Genomic DNA, 18,796 nt, shown 5'->3' with positions numbered 1-18,796 from the left:
AAGGGCCCCGCGACCGCCATCGACGGCTGCGGGGCTCTTCTCATGGATGCGGCGGTGCGACGCCTCAGTCCTGGGTGATCAGCGGCGGGCCGTCCGGTGACTGTCCGGACGAGGCGCCGCCGGAGGGCTTCTGCGGCGTCACCACGATCTCGCCGTCGATCACGCCTCCCGAGCTGCGCCGGAAGAGGACGCGGTGCGCGGCGTCGCCGCCGCCGGACAGGCCGAGCCCCTCGACCGTGCGGCGCTGGACGGGCGTGAGCAGCAGGATGATCCCGACGATGTCGGTGAGGACGCCCGGGAAGAAGAAGCACGCGGCGGCCAGCACCGTGAACGCGGGGCGGCTGAGGTGCTTCTGCACGTCCCCCGTGCCGCGCAGGGCCCGCCAGAGGGAGCGCGCGCGGGAGAGGGACTGCTGGCCCGCGGCGATCAGCAGGGCGACGCCCACGATCCAGCCCACGACGATGATGAGCAGCGACCACCACAGCGAGGTCTTCACGCCGATGAGGATCAGCAGCGCGATCTCGACGATGCCCAGCACGAGCGCCGCGTAGGGCAGCAGGGCGGCGAGCCGGGAGGGTCGGCCCGACGGCGCGCGGCCGTGCGACGCGCCGACCGACGCGCCTGCGGGCGAGGAGCCGCTGGTCGAGCGGCCGCCGGACGAGGAACTGCCGGACGAGGAACTGCTGGGAGACGAGAAGGTGGAGCTCATGGGATCACCTGCCGGATGGGAACGAACTCTCACGTGATGCGTGGCGACCAGCGTATCGGAGCAGGGTGAGGAGCTGCTGGGAGCGGCGCTGCGCCCCCCACCAGGTGACCTTCACGAGGGCTTCGCGCACGATCGCCGAGCTCATCTTGCTGGCGCCCTCGGTGCGCTCGTCGAAGTCGATGGGGACCTCGCGGACGACGGCGCCGTGCGCCGCGGAGCGCCGCGTCATGTCGACCTGGAAGCAGTAGCCCTGGGACGCGGGTCCGGACTCGACCAGGATCCGCGCGAGCGGGGCGCGGTAGGCGCGGAAGCCCGCGGTGGCGTCGTGCACCCGCAGCCCCAGGGCGAGGCGCGCGTAGACGTTCGCGGCGCGGGAGAGCAGCAGGCGGCGCAGCGGCCAGTCGTGGACGCGTCCGCCCGGAACCCATCGCGAGCCGATGGCGAGGTCCGCGCCGCCCTCGACCGCGTCGAGGAGGCGCGGGAGCTGCTCGGGCCGGTGGGAGGCGTCGGCGTCCATCTCCACGAGCACCTCGGTGCCGCGCTCGAGCCCCCAGCGGAAGCCCGCGAGGTAGGCGGGGCCGAGGCCCTCCTTGCCCGTGCGGTGGAGGACGTCGACCTGCGGGTCGTCCTGCGCGAGGGCCTCGGCGAGCTCGCCGGTGCCGTCCGGGGAGGCGTCGTCGACCACGAGCACGCGGGCGTCCGGCACGGCCGCCCGCAGGCGCGCCAGGGTCGAGGACAGGGTCTCGCGCTCGTCGTAGGTGGGGATGACGACGAGGACCCGGGCGCTCACCGGGCGCTCCCGCCGCGCGCGGCGGCGCGCTCGCGCCGGCGCATCGCGGGGGCGACCGCCCGGCGTCCGCCGGCGCCCGCGAACAGGACGCCCGCGATCGCGAGGGCGGAGAGCACGATCTCCGGCCAGCGGCCGGCCGCGACGGCGGGCGTGGTCCCGGTGCGCAGGGGCACCTCGCCGATCACGGATCCCTGCGTCCAGTGGTCCTGGTAGTCGAGGGTGCGGCCCTCGGGGGTGAAGATCGCGCTCTGGCCGACGGTCGAGACGTGCACGACGCTGCGGCCGCTGACGACCGCGAACACCTTCGACTCCGCGACCTGCTGGATCGCCTCGTTGGAGTCGCCGAACAGGGCGTTGTTGGACTGCACCACGATCACCTGGGCGCCGTCGTCCACGACGTCGTCCACGAGGTCCTGGTAGGCGATCTCGAAGCAGATGAGCACGCCCACGCCGTGGCCGTCGACGTCGAAGACGCCCGGCTGCGTGCCCGCCTTCATGTCGGAGGAGACGAGGTCGACCTTGTCGCTCAGCGTGCGGAAGAACGAGCGGTAGGGGATGTACTCGCCGAAGGGCACCGGGTGGCGCTTGGCGTAGACGCCGGCGACGGTGCCGTCCGTCGTCCACAGCAGCGAGTTGTTGTACCTGCCGCCGTCGTCCGTGGGGGTCTGGGTGCCGACCATGATCGGCGCCTGCGCGTCCTGCGCGGCGGCGGTGATCGCCTGGCCCCGGGAGGCGTCCGCGCGCGGGTCCCAGCCGGTGGAGTCCTCGGGCCAGACCACCAGATCCAGCTGCCCGCCGTCCTCGCGCACCTGCGTGACGGCGTCGGCCGTGGCCGTGAGCTGGTTCGGGAAGATCTCGGAGGGCATGGCGAGGCTCTCCGGGTCGATGGGCGGCACGTTGCCCTGGACGCCCGCGATGGTCATCGAGCCGTCGTCCGACGGGGCGGGGTTCTTGGGCAGCGGGACCACCATGGTGCCGATGACGACGCCGACGACCGTCGCCATCGGCCACACCCCGCTGAGCCCCCTGACGCCGCGATGGCGCCGGCCCAGCAGGGCGAGCGCTCCCCCGCACAGGAACTGCGCCAGCAGGGCGACCACGAAGGACAGACCGGCGGTGCCGATCCACGGGCCCAGGTTCAGCAGCGGCGAATCGCTGAGGGCGAAGGCCACCGAGCCCCAGGACAGCCCGCCCCAGGGGAAGGTCGAGCGCAGGGTCTCGACGGCCACCCAGAGCGCGGCCAGCACGATCCCGGAGCCCAGCCCGATGCCGCGGCGCACCAGCACGGCGCGCGCGGCGAGCCCGTAGAGGACGATGTAGAGGGCCTCGAAGGCGCCGAGGGCGAGCCACGGGGCGGGGCCCGCGTAGGTCTTCGCCCAGATGGTCAGGGGGACGAAGAAGGCCAGCCCCCAGAGCAGGGAGGCCAGGGCCGCGACGTGCCAGCGCCGCGTGAGCACGCACGCGTTGAGGGCGGCGATCGCGAAGGGCAGCAGCATCCACAGGTCGTAGGGCGGGAAGGCGGCGAGGGCCCCGAGGCCGCCGAGCACCCCGAGCACGAGCGCCGCGAGCGCGGGCGTGGGCGCCACCTGGTCGCGCGGGGTGCGCACGCCGCGCCGCACCGCCGGGTGGGCGCCGCGGGCCCCGCTCGTGGTCCGTGTCATCAGCCGAGGGCCCCCGGCACGTCGTGGACGATCTCCCCGCGCACGAGCGTGCGCAGCGCCCGCGGCGCGCCCTCGGTGAGGTCGGGGAGCATAGGGGTGCGCGAACGGGGGTCGACGGACCAGGCGTTGGTGCGGATGTCCGAGGAGTGGACGGTGAAGTCCCAGGGCTCCCACACCACGAGCGTCGCCTCGACGCCGAGGTTCAGGGCCCCGGGATGGGGCACGTCCAGCAGCCGCAGACCCGCGCGCGTGGAGGCGAGGAACGCCGCGCGGTCGCTGATGCGCTGGGCGGGATCCCCGCCGTGGGCGGCGGCGCGCACCCAGCTCCACGGGTCCAGGGCGTCCTCGGCCCCGAGCGAGCCGAAGGCCAGCGGGACGCCCTGCGCACTGAGGTCCTTGAGCGGCAGCGGCTCGGCGAGGGGGCTCAGCACGCGCATGCCCTCGCGCGTCCCCGCGCTCCCGGGGACGGCTCCGGTGATGCCGCGGGAGGCCGCGGCGGCGCGCCAGTCGTCGTCCACGGCGGCGCCGTCGGGCGTGGGCAGGCAGTCGACGAATCCCGGGGTGAGCAGGCAGCCGGTCGCGTCGACGCGGCGCGCGCGGGGGTGGAGGCCCTCGGCGGTCTCCGTCGGCCCGATCCATGCCACCACTCCCCCGGAGACGAGGACGGCGGAGGCCTCCGGATCCTGTGTGGAGTAGACGACGACGCCGGTGAAGAGCACCTCGTCCTGCGCGGAGGTCGACGGGGCATCGGTGCCGTGCGCGGTCATGACCGGGGTACTCCTTGCGGACGTGGTGGGAGCGGGCGGGCTCGTGGCGGAGGCGGCGGGCTGGCGGGGCGGACGCGGCGCGGGGTCATCGCTCCATCTCCTGGGCGACGAGTCCGCGGCGCACGCCGACTATGGCATCCCTGGCTGAGAGGGAGACGTGCGGTGAGTCGGTGAGCTGCTCGAGCAGGTCGACCACCTGCCGGCAGTGGCGGACGAAGTCCCCCGGGGTGAGATCCGCGTCCTGGAGGGCGGCGGCGAGATGCTCGCCGCTCGCCCAGCGGTGCATGATCGCGCTGATCGCAGGATCGGGCGCCGCTGTCGGGTCGACGCCGTGGCGCTCCTCGGCCGAGCGCAGATCCTTCGCGACGCGCTCTGTCGCGAGCAGGGCGGTGTCGAAGCGGGCGCCGGGCGGCAGCTCGGGCGCCTGCGGGGAGTCGCGCCGGGCCTCGTAGGTGCAGGCGGAGACCATCGCGGCGAGCTCCGCCGGGCGCAGTTCGTCCCAGGCGCCGCGCTCGAGGCACTCGGCGACCAGCAGGTCGCGATCCGAGAACAGTCGGCGCAGGCGGAGGCCGCGCTCCGTCGGCCGCAGGCCGCCGCCCGGAGCCTCGGCGAGGTGCCCGAGCTCGGTGAGCAGGGCGATCACGCGATCGAACTGGCGGGCCAGCGACGAGGTGCGGCCCTCGATGCGCCGCTGCACGGAGGCGAGGTCCTTCTCGGCGCGCCCGAGGCGCTGCAGCCACCGTTCATGGGCCTCGAGCTCGGGGCACGTGTGGCAGGGGTGGGCGCGCATCCGCTCGCGGAGCTCGATGAGCTCGGGATCCTCGGCGGCGGTCGACGGGGTGCGCCCGGCGAGGCGGCGCACCTCGGCGCGCGCGTCGTGGTCGTGTCCGGCCAGGCGCTCGCGCAGGGCGGCCGCGGTGTCCTTGCGGACCTTCGCCGACCCCATGCGGTCGGGCCGCGGCAGACGCAGGGTGTCGATGACCGCGGGAGGGCTGGGCACGTCCCCGGGGCGGAGGCTGCGCGCGCGGCCCTCCGTCGTGAGCACGTCGACCTGCGGGCCGCCCAGGACCTCGCGGTCCACGTCGAGCACGACCGCGTACCCCTGGCGCCGACCGCCCGGGAGGGCGATCACCTCTCCGCGGCGCAGGGCGCGCAGCGCCTTCAGGGTGCGATCGCGGTCGCCCGCGGAGCGGCGCCGGGAGAGGGTCTTCTCGCGCTCGGTGATGCGGCGCCGGATCTCCGCGTACTCGCCCAGGTCGCCGCGCTCGCAGACCGCCGCCTCGCGGTAGGAGGCGGCGGTGTCCTCGAGCTCGCGGGCGCGACGGGCCAGACCCACGACGCTGCGGTCGCTCTGGAACTGGGCGAAGCTCATCTCGAGGGTCTCGCGGGCCTGCTCGAGATCGAAGCGGCTCAGCAGGTTGACGGCCATGTTCGCCGTCGGGTGGAAGGCGGAGCGCAGCGGGAAGGTCCGCCGGGAGGCGAGGGAGGCCACCGCCGAGGCGTCGAACCCGGGGGCGGCGACGACGATCGCGTGGCCCTCGACGTCGATGCCGCGGCGGCCCGCCCTCCCGGTGAGCTGCGTGAACTCCCCCGGCGTGAGGTCGGCGTGCTCGACGCCGTTGAACTTCGTGAGCTTGTCCAGGACGACCGAGCGCGCGGGCATGTTGATGCCGAGCGCGAGGGTCTCGGTAGCGAAGACGACCTTGATCAGGGCTTCCTCGAAGAGGTCCTCGACGCACGCCTTGAGCAGCGGGAGCATGCCGGCGTGGTGGGCGGCGAAGCCGTTCTCGGCGGCGCGGCGGAACTGGGCCAGGTGCAGGACCTGCTCGTCCTCGACGCCGATCACGGAGAGGCGCTCGTCGAGGACCGCGCGGATCCGGGCGCGCTCGGAGTCCGTGGTCAATCGCACGCGCGACTGATCGAGACGACGCACGGAGGCGTCGCAGCCGGCGCGCGAGAAGATGAAAAAGATCGCGGGCAGCAGGCCCTCGTCGTCCAGGATCGCGACGATCTCCGACTGCCGGGGCGGTCGGGGCCGGTGCGGCGCGCGGCCGGTCTCGCCGCGGCTGCTGCCGCGGTGCCTGTCCCCGCCATGACGACCGTCGCCGCCGTGTCGGTCGTGGCCGCGCGGGCGGTGGCGTCCGCCGGTGCCCCGGCGGTCGCTGCGCCCGCGGCCTCCGTGGCCCCTGCCGGGGCGGCCTCCGTGACCGCCCGAGCCGTCGCGCGCTCCCCCGCGGCGACCGTCGACCGGGGCCGAGACGGAGGAGACCTGCTCGAGGTCCGGGTTGATCCCGCTGCGACCGCGGGCTCCCGGCCCGTGGGAGACGGCCCTCTCGCCGTCCTCGTCGACGAAGAGGTCCATGAGCTCGGTCCCCACGAGCACGTGCTGCCACAGCGGCACCGGGCGGGTCTCGGAGACGATGATCGCGGTGCTCCCGCGCACCTCCTGCAGCCAGGTCCCGAACTCCTCGGCGTTCGAGACCGTGGCCGAGAGGGCGACGAGCTGCACGGAGCGGTCGAGGTGGATGATGACCTCCTCCCAGACCGGTCCGCGCAGACGGTCGGCGAGGTAATGGACCTCGTCCATGACCACGAAGCCGAGCCCCTCGAGCAGCGGCGAGCCGGCATAGAGCATGTTGCGCAGCACCTCGGTGGTCATCACGACCACGTCGGCCTCGGGGTGCAGGCTCACGTCGCCGGTGAGCAGGCCGACCCTCTCGTGGCCGAGCCACGCGCGCAGCTCGTCGTGCTTCTGGTTCGACAGCGCCTTGATGGGCGTCGTGTAGAAGACCTTGCGTCCCTGCGAGAGGGCGAGATGGACGGCGAACTCGCCGACGATGGTCTTCCCGGCGCCGGTGGGAGCGGCCACGAGCACGGACTCCCCGTGCTCGAGGGCCTCGCAGCCGTCGACCTGGAAGGGGTCGAGGGCGAAGCCGAAGCGCTCGCGGAAGACGGCCAGCTGCGTCCTCTCCCGGCGCTGCTCGGCGCGGAAGCGGGCGTAGGCCTCCGAGGGCGAGGACATCAGGACCTCCCTTCCGCGCGGGGGAGGTCGGCGAGGATGCGCACCGCCCCCGGGAGGACCCGGGCCCGCACGGGGAGCTGGCTGCGCGGCTCGCCGTCGGCGAAGGCGCGCAGCAGCGTCGGCTCCCGCAGTCCCAGCCGGATCTCGCGGACCTGCCGCACGGAGAAGACGGAGAGGTCCGTGTGGGTGCCGCGGAAAACCCTGGGGAAGAAGCGCACGAGCCCGGCGCGACCGAGGCCGGAGACGATCGCGAGGTCGAGCAGGCCGTCGTCGACGCGGGCGTCGGGCACCAGGCGCATCCCGCCGCCGAAAGTCCCCGTGCTGCACAGCGTCATCAGGCTCGCATCGATCTCCTCGCGAGGGCCTCCGTCGACCTCGATCCAGTACGGGAAGGGGCGGAAGGAGGCCAGTTCGCGCATCACCCCGCCCGTGTAGCGCAGGCGCGGCGACAGCCGCGAGGAGTTCGCGCGCGCATTGACGAGGGCGTCGAAGCCGAGCGACACGTTGCCCACGGCGATCGTCGGGGCGCCGGCCGGATGCCCGTCCTCGACGTCTGCCCGCAGCTCGATGGCGTCGATCGCCACCACGGGGCGCGAGAGGGCGTGCAGGAGGTCGCGCACGGACGTCTCGACGTCGGTCCCGTCCAGGCCCAGGGCGCGCGCGAAGTCGTTGCCGCTCCCCGCGGGGACGACGCCGAGGCGCACCGCGGTGTTCGCGACGATCTCGGCGCCGAGCGCCACGGTGCCGTCTCCTCCCACGACGACGAGCGCCGTGAGGGTCTCGCGGATCTCCATGGCGCGGGCGCGGGCGACGGCCGCGCTGGAGGCGGTGAGCTCGACGACGGAGATGCCGGCGATCCGCAGGAGGTGGGCGACCTGGCGCCCCGTGCGCTGGGCGGCGCCGTGGGCGGCGGACGGATTCGTCAGCAATCCGATCCGCAGGCGGCTCACCGTTCGTCGTCCTCGTCGAGGGAGGACGGTCCGTCGATCGCCTCGGGGGCGTCGTCGATGGTGCTCGCCTGCTCGTCGTCGAGCTCGGCGCCCTCGGCCCTGCGGCGGCGTCTGTCGTTCCAGAAGCTGACGAGCACGGCGGCGAAGTAGAGGGCCACCATCGGCAGGGTCATACCGATCATCGTGAACGGATCCGGCGTGGGCACCATGACCGCCGTGAAGGCGAAGCAGAGGAAGACCACCCAGCGCCAGGCCTTGAGCATGCTGCGACCCGAGAGGATCCCCAGGAAGTTCAGCAGCACGAGGACGACCGGCAGGTCGAAGGCGACGCCGAAGGCCAGCATCGTCTTGATGAACAGCTTGAGGTAGTCGCCAAAGTTCAGGTTGGCGGTGACGGCCTCGCTGTTCGGGGCGAAGCTCAGCAGGATCGGGATCGCCTTGTCCATGATCCAGAAGCCGGCCACGCAGCCGATGAAGAACAGCGGGATCGCGGAGCCGAAGAAGCCGATGGCGTAGCGGCGCTCGGTCTTGTGCAGACCCGGGACGAGGAACATCCAGATCTCGTAGATCACCACGGGCGCGGAGAGGATCAGGCCGATGTACGCCGAGATCTGGAGCTTCGTGCTCAGGAAGTCCCCGGCCTTCGTGTAGCTGATCCGGGCGTCGAGGTTCGGGTTCAGCACCTTCGCCGCGCTGAACGGCCGCTGCAGGAAGGAGTACACGAAATCGAAGGCGAACCAGCCGACGACGGAGAGGAGGAGGATCGCGACCGCGCAGATGACCAGGCGGTTGCGCAGCTCGATGAGGTGCTCGTTGAGGGCCATGCGGCCCTCGGGATCGCGGCGGCGCCTCTTCTTGGTCGACTTCGCCGACGACTTCGACGAGCCCCGGCCCCGGCGAGCCTTCGCGGGCTCGGCGGCCTCGTCGGAGGTCTGGTTCTGCGCCACGGGCGATTCGTCCTTCCGGCATCGAGGGTCCGGGCGCCTGGGACGCCCGGACCCGTCAGATCATGCGGTCGCGCGCGCTGGGCGCGGGAGCCGCGGGAGAAAGCGAGGAGAGCAGGGGCTCAGTCGCGACGGTAGTCGTCCTCGGGCCGGTCCTGTGCGCGCACCGTGTCGCGGTCGCGCTCGTCGCGCGGATCGTAGGCGCGGTCATCGCGCCCGGAGCGCTCGTCCCGAGCGTCGGCGGAGCCGCGCGCGTCCCGCTCGTCCCGGCGCTCGCGGCTCGAGCGGTCGCGACGGTCGCGGGGCTCCTCGTCGTCCTCGTCCTCGGCCTCGTCCCCGCGCAGCTCGTCGACCTCGCTCTTGAAGATGCGCATCGACTTGCCCACGTTGCGGGCCAGGCTCGGGAGCTTGCCCGCACCGAAGAGAAGCAGCACCACCAGGACGAGGATGATGATGTGCCAGGGCTTGATCGCACCCATGGTCTGTCCTTTCGTCGGGGCCGCGGCGGGAGGCGGCCTCAGTATCGTCCCACAGCGGGACTGTATGGAGTCCGTGGAGCGGGGACGCGCAGTCCGCGGCGACGCCGCCGGGGCGCTGCGCACGCTCGAGGGCTCAGCCTACCGACTGCCCGACGGCGTGACGCTCAGCACCGCCCCAGGAAATGGTCACGATCTCATCTCTCACCTCGCGCGGCGCGAGCACCTCGGCCGCTCCGGCCGCCTCGATGACCGCGTCCACGAGAGCCGCCCGCACGGGGCGCCCGAGCCGGGCGTAGACGCTGCCCCCTTCGAGGTCGCGGATCTCGTCGGCCTCGAAGGCCTCCGCGATCCACAGGCCGCCGGCCTCCACGCGCAGCCAGACCTCTCCGTCGACCCGGCCGGCACCGGTGGCGGGATGGGAGGGAGAGGCCGACGAGGCCGGGTCCTGGCCCGTGCTCGCGGCCCGGGGGCGGGAGAGCGGCGCATCCTCGTCGAGGATCTCCACGATGCGATCGAGGCGGAAGCGGCGCTCCTCCCCCGCGAGCTCGCAGTGAGCGCGCACGTAGGTGCGGGAGCCCACGGTGAGCAGCTCGAGGGGATGGATGCGGCGCACGGTCGTGCCGGGTGCCGTGGGGGGCGAGTAGCGGATGACCAGGGGTTCCTGCGCGCCGATCGCGTTCTGCGCGGCGTCGAGCACCGCTGTGCGGCGGTCGACCCCTGGGCCGGAGGGATCCTGCGGACCGGCGGGGGCGGCGGGCCCGACGGAGGCGTCGTCCGCGGTCCCGTCGCCCTCCCCCAGGTGGGCCGAGAGCTTGCGGCGCGCGGACTCGACGAGCGCCGCCTCCGAACCGGCGGCCGGATCGAGCGTCGCCAGGCCCGCGAGCAGGGCGGTGGTCTCGGGCGCACTGAGCTGCAGAGGCCGCCGCAGGGCGTCGGCATTGCGCACCCGCACGAGGCCCGAGTCCCATTCGGCCTCGATGAGGTCCTCCCAGCCGGTGCCGAGGTCCCCGCACACGAACAGCACCTGGAGATCCTCGATGACCTGCTCGGTGGAGACGGCGAACTCCTCGGCGACCCGATCGAGCTCGACCTCGCCGCGGCTGAGCACGAACGAGGCCTCCCCGACCAGGCGCGAGAGATGGTCCGTGCCGCTGGGGCTCACCCGGATGCGCGGACCGGGGCGCACCGCCGCGCGCTCCAGGGCGTCCAGATCGGGCTCTCCCTCGTGGCCGCGGGCGATCTGCTCGAAGATGCCTGCGATCTCGCGGCGCCAGGGCGCGGGCTCGCGCAGCGCGATCCAGCGGGACTCGGCGAGGACGAGGCGCCGCACCTGGGTGCGGGCTGCCTCGGTCAGCACGAGCTCAGGCGCGTCGAGCGGGGCGCCGAGGCGGTCGCGCAGCGCGAGAGCCTTGAAGGGCTCGACCGCGAGGCGGGCCGCGGACTGCTCGCTCGCGGAGTCGGAGCGGTGCAGGGCCTCCTCGATCGAGGTGTGCGCGGGCCGCTCGGCGCTCGCCCTGCCCTTCACCCGCGGATAGGTCTCGATGCGGGAGGCGCGGAACAGCCGAGGGGCATCGCGGTCCGTGTCGTGCCCCCACAGGTACCAGCGACCCTCGTGGACGGCGACGACCCAGGGCTCGACCGTGCGCTCGGCCGGGCGCCCGTCGGCCGTGCGGTAGGAGAAGACGACCCGTCGGCGCTGGGTGACGGCCTCGAGCAGCGGCGTGAGCACGGGCAGCGACTCGAGCGCGCCGCGCGGGGTGCGGCGCAGCAGATCGGGATCGGCCTCGATGCCCAGGCTCAGCAGCTTCGCGCGCACCCGGCGCGCCGCACCACCGGCGGCGGCGTCGTCCCAGGCGCGGCTCGCGGCGAGGAGGACCGTGTACTCCTCGGGCGTCACGTCCAGGGCGCCGCCCTCGCCGCCCGCGATCCGGTAGAGCACGCGCGACTCGTCCCACGGGTCCCGCTCCGAGACCAGGGGCAGTCCGAGCTCGAGGATCGCGGCCTTGTCGCGCTCGAACATCTTCTCCGCCGCGTCCGCGCTCTCGGCGTTCGCGTAGTCGGGGATGACGTCGAACAGCTGGGCACGGTCGATCCGGGACCGTGACCCGATGGTCATGATGACGTTGAGCAGTCGTTCCACACCTCGAGCAGCCACCGCACCACCGTATCCGCCCACTCGCTACGCTTGCCGCATGCTGCAGTGGGAGCGAGGGCGTGTCCTCGAGGTGAGCGCGCCCTGGCGGGGCGTCCAGATGCTCCGGGTCGCCCGGACCGATGGGCCGGAGGAACCGGAGGGAGAGGCGTCGACGGACCGCCCGAGCACCGTGCCGGCGCTCTCCTATCCCGAGCTCGTGGGGGAGATCGCCGAGGGCGAGGACGTGCTGCTGAACGCCAACGCGCTGCGGCGCGGACTCGGCACCGGCGGGCAGGCGCTCGTCGTCGCCCGCGCCGGGGAGCTCCCGGAGACGCAGCAGCCGACGGGCCACATGGTCAAGGCGCGCTACACCCCGATGCAGACCCTCGTCGACGCGCTCGACGATCCCGGATCCCCGCACCGCGCGGCTCTCGAGGCGACGCAGGACCTGGACGGCATGCCCGTGGTGCTCGCCGACCTCCACTCCGCCCTGCCCGCGGTCGTCGCCGGTGTGCGCGCCCAGGCGCCGGAAGCACGGATCGCCTACGTGATGAGCGACGGCGCGGCGCTCCCCGCCGCCTATTCGCGCACGGTCGCGCGCCTGCGGGAGACTGGGGACCTCGTCGCCTGCATCAGCGCCGGCCAGGCGTTCGGCGGGGACCTCGAGGCCGTGACCGTGCACACGGCGCTGCTCGGCGCGAAGGCCGTCTGCGGGGCCGACGTGGTGGTGCTCGCGCAGGGACCGGGGAACCTCGGCACCGGCACCGACTGGGGCTTCTCGGGGATCCAGGCCGCCGAGGGGCTCCATGCCACGGCGGTGCTGGGCGGGCGGCCCGTCGCCGCGCTCCGGGTCTCGGGGGCGGACGCCCGCTCCCGTCACCGCGGCGCGTCCCACCACAGCCTCACCCTCCTGGGGCGGGCCGCGCTGGCCGCGGCCGACGTGCCCGTGCTCGCCGCGGAACCCGATCCCGACTCCGAGGACAGTGCTTTCACGCAGTACGTCACGCAACAGCTTGAAAGCGCTGTTATTGAACCTGCCCTCACGCGAGGGGTCGAGCACCGGATCATCGACGTGCCGCGGGCGGGGCTGCGCGAAGCGCTCGACGGCTCCCCCGTCGGCCTGCGCACGATGGGTCGCGCCATGGAGGACGACCCGTGGCCGTTCCTCTTCGCGGCCGCGGCCGGCCGCCACGCGGCCGGGCTCGCGGACCCCGCTGAACGCTGAGACGGCGCCGCTGCGCCCCTCAGGAGGATCAGGCGTTGGCGGAGCCCTCGGCCCCCGAGCGCTCGGCGACCATGCCGGCGAGGCGGCGCGCCGCCGTCATGCCCCTCTCGCCGTCGGTGCGCTGCACGGCCATCACCGAGAGCGTGTCGCCGTCGGCCAGATCGAGCTTCGCCCACGGGTCCCCGGGCGGGAAGACCACGCCGATGATCTCCGCCCACTCGAGCTCGCGGGTCGCCATGAGGTTCCGCACCACGAGCCGGTCGGCGTGCGCGGTCGCGCGCACGGAGCCCTCCCGGTGGCAGAACCAGAGCACCGCCAGGCCGAAGGCGAGGAAGCCGACGGTGTCCGCGAACCCGAAGTGGGTGAGGAGCGACAGGACGATCGCGGCGAGCAGCACCACGGAGCCGATCACGTAGGCGACGACGCGCGTCACCCGCGGCCGCAGGACGACCGTGCCGTCGGGCCCGTCGGGCGCGCTGATGCTCATGCGCTCACATCCGGCAGGCCTGGATCGCGGTGACGAGGATCGCGCGTGCGCCCGCCTCGTACAGCGCGTCCATGACCTGGTTGGTCTCGGAGACCGCGACCATCGAGCGCACGGCGGACCATCCGCTGCGGTGCAGCTCGGAGACGGTGGGCGCCTCGAAGCCCGGAGTGACCGCGACCGCGCCCTCGAGCTTCTCGGTGGGGATGTCGTAGTCGATCAGCACGTACTCCCGCGCGACGAGGACGCCGCGGACCCGGCGCACGAGCACCTCGAGGGTGTGCGCGGCGTCGTCGTCCAGCGTGAGCTCGGGCCGGGAGAAGAGCACGGCCTGGCTGGTCATGATGGGGTCACCGAAGACGGAGAGCCCGGCCTGGCGCAGGGTGGTCCCGGTCTCCACCACGTCCGCGATGACGTCGGCGACGCCCAGGCGGATCGAGCTCTCCACGGCGCCGTCGAGGTGGACGACCGTCGCCTCCACACCGTGCTCGGCGAGGTGGTCCTCGACGAGGTTCTCGTACGAGGTCGCGATGCGCGCGCCCGCGAGTGCGCCGAGGTCGCGCTCCTCGCCCGCCTCGGCGGCGAAGCGGAAGGTGGAGTGCGCGAAGCCCAGGGGCAGGATCACCTCGGCGGCGGTGCGGGAGTCGGCGAGCATGTCCTGCCCGGTGATGCCGACGTCCACGGTCCCCGATCCCACGTAGACCGCGATGTCACGGGGGCGCAGGAAGAACAGCTCGACGTTGTTGGGCTCGTCGACCAGGACGAGCTCCTTGGCGGTGCCGCGGCGGCGGTAGCCCGCCTCGGAGAGCAGGGCGGCGGCGGGTTCGGACAGAGCGCCCTTGTTGGGCACGGCGATGCGGAGCACGGGATTCCCTTCGGCGGAGGGGCGGCGGGAGGACGGGGCGGTCTGCGGGACGGAGATGCGGGGCGGCCCGTCACAGATGTCGGTAGACGTCCTCGAGCGTGATGTCCTTGGCGATCATCATCACCTGGAGGTGGTAGAGGAGCTGGGAGATCTCCTCGGCGGCGGCCTCGTGCGACTCGTGCTCGCAGGCCATCCAGACCTCGGCGGCCTCCTCGACGATCTTCTTGCCGATGGCATGCACGCCGGCGTCCAGCTCGGCGACCGTGCCGGACCCCTCGGGGCGGTCGGCGGCCTTCTGGGTCAGCTCGGCGTGCAGCGACTCGAAATCCTTCACGGCACCAGGGTATCGGTCGTCGGCGGTGTCGGGGTCCGCCATCTCAGCCCCGGCCGCGGCGCTCGGTCACGGACGCCGGCGCCGGCCGACGGTGGGATCCAGATGAGCGGTCTCGACGGTGACCGCGCGGTCCTCCCGGGTCCGCACGCGCCACCAGACGAAGAACCCGGTGAGGGTGAACAGCCCGTAGAAGACATACATGAGACCGCTCGCGTAGTAGCCGGCGGAGAACAGGAGGGGCACGCCCACCACGTCGACCGCGACCCAGATGAGCCAGAACTCGACCCAGCCCTTGGCCATGCCGAAGGTCGCCAGGAGGCTGCCCATGAAGATCCAGGCGTCGGCCCAGACCGGTTCGTAGGAGCCGAGCGCGCGGAACAGCGGGGTGAGCGCGGCGGTGCCGCCGACGAGGACCACGACGAGCAGGGCCCGCGTGCCCCCTCCGGCCCATCGGGGCTCGACGGCGGTGCCCCCGCCGGTGCGCGCGGAGTGCCAGCGCCACCAGCCGTAGATGCTGGTGACGATGAACATCACCTGACGGCCGGCCTGGCCCAGGAGGTCGACGGGATTCGGGGTGCCGAACACGCTGCCGAGGAACACGGTGAGCAGAAGCAGGTTGCCGATGATGCCGATGGGCCACGCCCAGACCTTCCGGCGCATGCCGCCGAGGGCGCTGAGGAGCCCGAACACGTTGCCCACGACCTCGCGCCAGAGCAGGAACTGCCCTCCGGCGAATTCGATCTTCGCGTTGAAGAGCCACTCGATGACTCCCATGACCACTGCCTTCCGCTCGGGGCGACGGACGCCGGGAGCGGGATCCTGCGCACGAGCGCGCCCGGACGTGCCGGGCCGCAGCATGCAGGACGTGCGCCTCTCATCCAGGCTGTGACTGTCGGTGCCGGAGTTCCACCGGCTCCACCGGCCTGCGCGGGCAGGACGGGTCGCGGACTATGACCGCCGGCTCGGATTTCCACCGACCCCGGAGCACGTCACCGTGGTGACGAGGAGACTCTAGCCCGTTCCCAGGTCACGGCGGGTTCCGGTGTGTCCCGGAGGACATCCGCGTTCACGCTGCGGGGTCCGATCCCCGGGTGTCCCCCGGGGGCGGGGCGGGCTTGCGCGCTCAGTGGCCGTGGCTGCTCGCGAGGGTGCGCAGGGCGTCGATCTCGGAGGCCGCGTCCTGCGCGCGGTAGATGGCGGAGCCGGCGACGAACACGTTGGCGCCCGCCTCGGCGCAGCGCTCGATGGTCTCGCGGTTCACTCCCCCGTCGACCTGGATCGAGACCTCCAGGTGCGCGTCGCTGATCGCCTGCCGCGCGCGGCGGATCTTCGGGAGCATGGTCTGCAGGAAGCTCTGGCCGCCGAAGCCGGGCTCGACGGTCATCAGCAGGAGCATGTCGAATTCGCCGATGATGTCCAGCAGCGGCTCGACGGGCGTCGCCGGGCGCAGGGCGACCCCGGCGCGGGCGCTCTTCGCACGCAGCTCGCGGGCCAGGCGGACGGGGGCGCTCGCGGCCTCGAGGTGGAAGGTCACCGAATCGGCGCCGGCCTCGGCGTAGGCGGGGGCCTCGCGGTCGGCGTCCTCGATCATGAGGTGGGCGTCCACCGGGATCGGGCCGTGGCGGACGATCTGGGAGACCATGTCCACGCCGAAGGTGATGTTCGGGACGAAGCGGCCGTCCATGATGTCGACGTGGACGCTGTCGGCGCCGGCGATGCGATCGAGCTCCTCGCCGATGCGCATGAAGTCGGCGTTGAGGATGCTGGGATGGATGAAGGCGGAATCGGTCGAGTAGGTCACGGGTGCGTCCTCTCCTCGGAGGTGTCTGCGGGCTCGGGGGTCTCGGGCAGGCGGCGCAGGAGGGCCAGGAACATCGCGTCGGTGCCGTGCACGTGCGGCCACAGCTGCACGCTCGGGCCCTCGCCGAGTTCCGTCCCCTCGAGCGCCTCGGGGAGCAGCCCCGCGCGGACGGCGGGGCGGGCGTCGAGCTGCTCGACGTCGTCGCGGCGACGCAGCACGTCCTTGACCACGAGCAGGGTCTCGGCGACGTGCGGGGAGCAGGTCACGTAGGCGATCAGTCCCCCGGGGCCGGCTGCGTCCAGGGCGCTGGCCAGCAGGTCCCGCTGCACGCGGCCCATAGAGCCGACGTCCCCGGGGCTGCGGCGCCAGCGCGACTCCGGCCGGCGCCGCAGCGCTCCCATGCCGGTGCACGGCACGTCGGCCAGCACGCGCGAGAAGCGGCCCGGCATCTCGTCGCCGATCTTCGTGCCGTCGCCCTCGCGGACCTCGGTCTCGGCGCCGGCCTCGACGAGCGTCGCGACGGCGCGGCGCACGAGGTCGACGCGGTGGGGCTGCAGCTCGATCGCGAGCAGATCGGCATCGCGCTCGAGGGCGAGGCCGGTCAGAAGCGCGGTCTTGCCGCCCGGGCCCGAGCAGAGGTCGAGCCAGTGATGGTCCGGACCCTCCACGAGGTCGTCGGCGCCGAGGCCCAGGGCGAGGGCCATCAGCTGGGAGCCCTCGTCCTGCACGGCGGCGCGCCCCTCGGCGACGGGGGCGGCCCCGCCCGGATCGCCGCCGGGCCAGGAGGCGGCGAAGACGCTGAGGCGACCGGGCTCGGCGCCGGCGGCGGCGAGCTCCTCGGGGTCGCTGAGGCCGGGGCGCATGACCAGGGAGACCGAGGGCGCGGCGTTCTGCGCTGCCAGCAGGTCGTCGATCTCGGAGCGGTCGCGGCCGTGGGCGGCCAGGGCGTCGGAGAGGGCGCGCACCATCCACGCGGGATGCGAGTGGGCGACGGCCAGGTGCCCGATCTCGTCCTGCGCGCGGTCCGGGGCGGCCTCGGCGACCCAGCTCGGCAGGTCCTTCTCACCGACCCGGCGCAGCACGGCGTTGACGAAGCTCGCTGCGCCCGCACCCACCCGGGAGCGGGCGAGGGCCACGGTCTCGGAGGTCGCGGCGTGCGGGGCGACGCTCATGTCCAGCAGCTGGTACGCGCCGAGCCGCAGCACGTCGCGCACCGCCTCCTCGACGTCGTCGAGGGGACGGTCGATGCACAGCGAGAGGATCGCGTCCAGGCGACCCTGGGCGCGCAGCGTGCCGTAGAACAGCTCGGTCGTGAACGCGGCGTCGCGGCCGTGCAGGCGGGCGCGGCGCAGCTGGTGCGGAAGGGTGAGGTTCGCGTAGGCGTCGTCCTCATGGACCGCGCGCAGGGCGTCATAGGCGACCGTGCGGGAGCCCGTCGTGCTGCGGCGGCGCTCGGACGGTCGCTCCTGGGACCAGCCGCGGCGGGGGCCTCCCCGCCCGCGGGACCCGGAGCGCTCGCGGCCCTTGGCGTCGCGGCCGGCACCGTGGTGGCCGTCGCGCCGATCCTCCCGGCGACCGCCGTGGTCACGCCGGTCCCGGTGGTCGGGCCGGTCCCGTCCCTGGTCATGGTGCGCGTTCATCGGGTGCTCTCCTGCTCGTCGGCGGGACGGTCGGCGGGGTCGTCAGCGGAGTGGTCCGCGGCCCCGAACGCGGCGCCCTCGGCGAGGCCCGCGCCGCGGGCCCAGTCCGCCGCGCGCATGGCGCGACGCCCGGCAGGGGCGAGCTGGGCGAGGGCGAGGGGCTCGCTGCCGGTGCCGATCAGCAGCTGCCTGCGCGTGGCGTGCAGGCGGCCGGGCGCCAGCTGCGGGGCCTCGCTGCGCACGGGCTCGATGCCCAGCACCTTCATCCGCTCGCCCTCCCAGGTGGTCCACGCGCCGGGGTGCGGGCTCATGCCGCGGATGCGGGCGGAGACCTCGTGGGAGGGAAGGCTGAGGTCGAGCTCGGCCTCGGCGGGCGTGAGCTTGGCTGCCCGGGTCACGCCCTCCTCGCTCTGCGGCACCGCGCGCGCGGTGCCGTCCGCGAGGGCGTCGAGCGTCTCGACCAGGAGCGGAGCGCCGTCGACCGCCATCCGGTCCAGGAGGGAGCCGGCGGTCTCGAAGGGGTCGATGGCGACCGTGCGGGTCGCGAGCACGGGGCCGGTGTCCATGCCCTTCTCGAGCAGGAAGGTGGTCATGCCGGTGCTCTCCTGCCCGGCGAGCACCGCGCGCTGGGCGGGGGCGGCGCCGCGCCAGGCGGGCAGCAGCGAGAAGTGCAGGTTCACCCAGCCGCGCGGGGGGATCGCGAGCGCAGCCGGAGGGACCAGGTTCCCGTAGGCCACGACGGCCGCCGCCTCGACGTCCAGGTCGCGCAGCTGCGAGAGCACGTCCTCCCCGCGCAGCGAGCCCGGGGTGAGCACGGGGACACCCGCCTCCTCGGCGAGGACGCGGACGGGACTCGGCCGCAGGGTCCGGCCGCGGCCCGAGGGGGCATCGGGGCGGGTGAGCACCGCGACGACCTCGTGGGGCGAGTCGAGCAGCGCGCGGAGCGAGGGGACGGCGACCTCAGGGGTGCCGGCGAAGAGGATGCGCATGA

General features: G+C 73.7%; 17 protein-coding genes and 1 riboswitch. Of the genes, 1 reads left to right on the top strand and 16 read right to left on the bottom strand.

What is annotated here, in order from left to right:
* Positions 1-64: 64 nt before the first annotated feature.
* From FHG10_RS08875 to FHG10_RS08835, 9 genes are all read right to left on the bottom strand, one after another.
* A complete protein-coding gene (locus FHG10_RS08875; protein ID WP_152352952.1) occupies positions 65-709 on the bottom strand; it encodes an FxsA family protein in 645 nt (214 codons plus the stop codon).
* A 4-nt stretch (positions 710-713) separates the two neighbouring features.
* Complete coding sequence (locus FHG10_RS08870) at positions 714-1,499, bottom strand: polyprenol monophosphomannose synthase (RefSeq protein ID WP_152352951.1); 786 nt, start codon at positions 1,497-1,499, stop codon at positions 714-716.
* Positions 1,496-3,160, bottom strand: a complete 1,665-nt coding sequence (gene lnt / locus FHG10_RS08865) for an apolipoprotein N-acyltransferase (protein ID WP_152352950.1) — start codon at positions 3,158-3,160, stop codon at positions 1,496-1,498. The genes FHG10_RS08870 and lnt overlap by 4 nt, the downstream gene beginning before the upstream one ends.
* On the bottom strand, positions 3,160-3,927 hold the full coding sequence (locus FHG10_RS08860; RefSeq protein ID WP_152352949.1) for an amidohydrolase family protein: 768 nt from the start codon (positions 3,925-3,927) through the stop codon (positions 3,160-3,162). Before FHG10_RS08860 ends, lnt begins: the two co-directional genes overlap by 1 nt.
* Positions 3,928-4,012: 85 nt before the next feature.
* The gene (locus FHG10_RS08855; protein ID WP_152352948.1) at positions 4,013-6,949 is read right to left on the bottom strand and encodes a DEAD/DEAH box helicase; all 2,937 of its coding nucleotides are present in this window, start codon (positions 6,947-6,949) and stop codon (positions 4,013-4,015) included.
* Positions 6,949-7,899: a diacylglycerol/lipid kinase family protein gene (locus tag FHG10_RS08850; RefSeq protein ID WP_152352947.1), complete on the bottom strand. Its 951-nt coding sequence runs from the start codon at positions 7,897-7,899 to the stop codon at positions 6,949-6,951. The genes FHG10_RS08855 and FHG10_RS08850 overlap by 1 nt, the downstream gene beginning before the upstream one ends.
* Complete coding sequence (gene tatC, locus FHG10_RS08845; protein WP_227488140.1) at positions 7,896-8,846, bottom strand: twin-arginine translocase subunit TatC; 951 nt, start codon at positions 8,844-8,846, stop codon at positions 7,896-7,898. The genes FHG10_RS08850 and tatC overlap by 4 nt, the downstream gene beginning before the upstream one ends.
* 119 nt (positions 8,847-8,965) lie before the next feature.
* The gene (tatA, locus tag FHG10_RS08840) at positions 8,966-9,322 is read right to left on the bottom strand and encodes a Sec-independent protein translocase subunit TatA (RefSeq protein WP_152352946.1); all 357 of its coding nucleotides are present in this window, start codon (positions 9,320-9,322) and stop codon (positions 8,966-8,968) included.
* A 133-nt stretch (positions 9,323-9,455) separates the two neighbouring features.
* Positions 9,456-11,477, bottom strand: coding sequence for a WYL domain-containing transcriptional regulator (locus FHG10_RS08835; RefSeq protein ID WP_227488139.1), 2,022 nt, complete (start codon positions 11,475-11,477; stop codon positions 9,456-9,458).
* 37 nt (positions 11,478-11,514) lie between these two features.
* Here FHG10_RS08835 and FHG10_RS08830 point away from each other — a divergent pair, with 37 nt between their 5' ends.
* Complete coding sequence (locus FHG10_RS08830) at positions 11,515-12,681, top strand: DUF3866 family protein (protein ID WP_152352945.1); 1,167 nt, start codon at positions 11,515-11,517, stop codon at positions 12,679-12,681.
* A 28-nt stretch (positions 12,682-12,709) separates the two neighbouring features.
* Here the strand turns inward: FHG10_RS08830 and FHG10_RS08825 are convergent, their stop codons facing one another.
* The 7 genes from FHG10_RS08825 to fmt all read right to left on the bottom strand — a co-directional run bounded on the left by FHG10_RS08825 (position 12,710) and on the right by fmt (position 18,794).
* Positions 12,710-13,168 carry a PH domain-containing protein gene (locus FHG10_RS08825; protein ID WP_152352944.1) on the bottom strand — a complete coding sequence of 153 codons (459 nt, stop codon included), beginning with the start codon at positions 13,166-13,168 and terminating at the stop codon, positions 12,710-12,712.
* 4 nt (positions 13,169-13,172) lie between these two features.
* Entirely contained in the window at positions 13,173-14,030 is an 858-nt protein-coding gene (gene hisG / locus FHG10_RS08820) for an ATP phosphoribosyltransferase (RefSeq protein WP_152352943.1), read from the bottom strand.
* Positions 14,031-14,100: 70 nt separating this feature from the next.
* Positions 14,101-14,364, bottom strand: a complete 264-nt coding sequence (locus tag FHG10_RS08815) for a phosphoribosyl-ATP diphosphatase (protein WP_152352942.1) — start codon at positions 14,362-14,364, stop codon at positions 14,101-14,103.
* A 66-nt stretch (positions 14,365-14,430) separates the two neighbouring features.
* Positions 14,431-15,138, bottom strand: a complete 708-nt coding sequence (pnuC, locus tag FHG10_RS08810; RefSeq protein WP_152352941.1) for a nicotinamide riboside transporter PnuC — start codon at positions 15,136-15,138, stop codon at positions 14,431-14,433.
* An 88-nt stretch (positions 15,139-15,226) separates the two neighbouring features.
* Positions 15,227-15,355, bottom strand: a riboswitch (FMN riboswitch).
* A gap of 132 nt (positions 15,356-15,487) precedes the next feature.
* Entirely contained in the window at positions 15,488-16,165 is a 678-nt protein-coding gene (rpe, locus tag FHG10_RS08805) for a ribulose-phosphate 3-epimerase (protein WP_227488138.1), read from the bottom strand.
* Complete coding sequence (locus FHG10_RS08800; protein ID WP_152352940.1) at positions 16,162-17,805, bottom strand: RsmB/NOP family class I SAM-dependent RNA methyltransferase; 1,644 nt, start codon at positions 17,803-17,805, stop codon at positions 16,162-16,164. The genes rpe and FHG10_RS08800 overlap by 4 nt, the downstream gene beginning before the upstream one ends.
* Positions 17,802-18,794: a methionyl-tRNA formyltransferase gene (gene fmt, locus FHG10_RS08795; protein WP_152352939.1), complete on the bottom strand. Its 993-nt coding sequence runs from the start codon at positions 18,792-18,794 to the stop codon at positions 17,802-17,804. Before fmt ends, FHG10_RS08800 begins: the two co-directional genes overlap by 4 nt.
* Positions 18,795-18,796 lie beyond the last annotated feature (2 nt).

This window comes from Brachybacterium subflavum, from assembly GCF_009299795.1.
GTDB lineage: Bacteria > Actinomycetota > Actinomycetes > Actinomycetales > Dermabacteraceae > Brachybacterium > Brachybacterium subflavum.
This window is presented reverse-complemented; position numbering and strand designations above follow the sequence as displayed.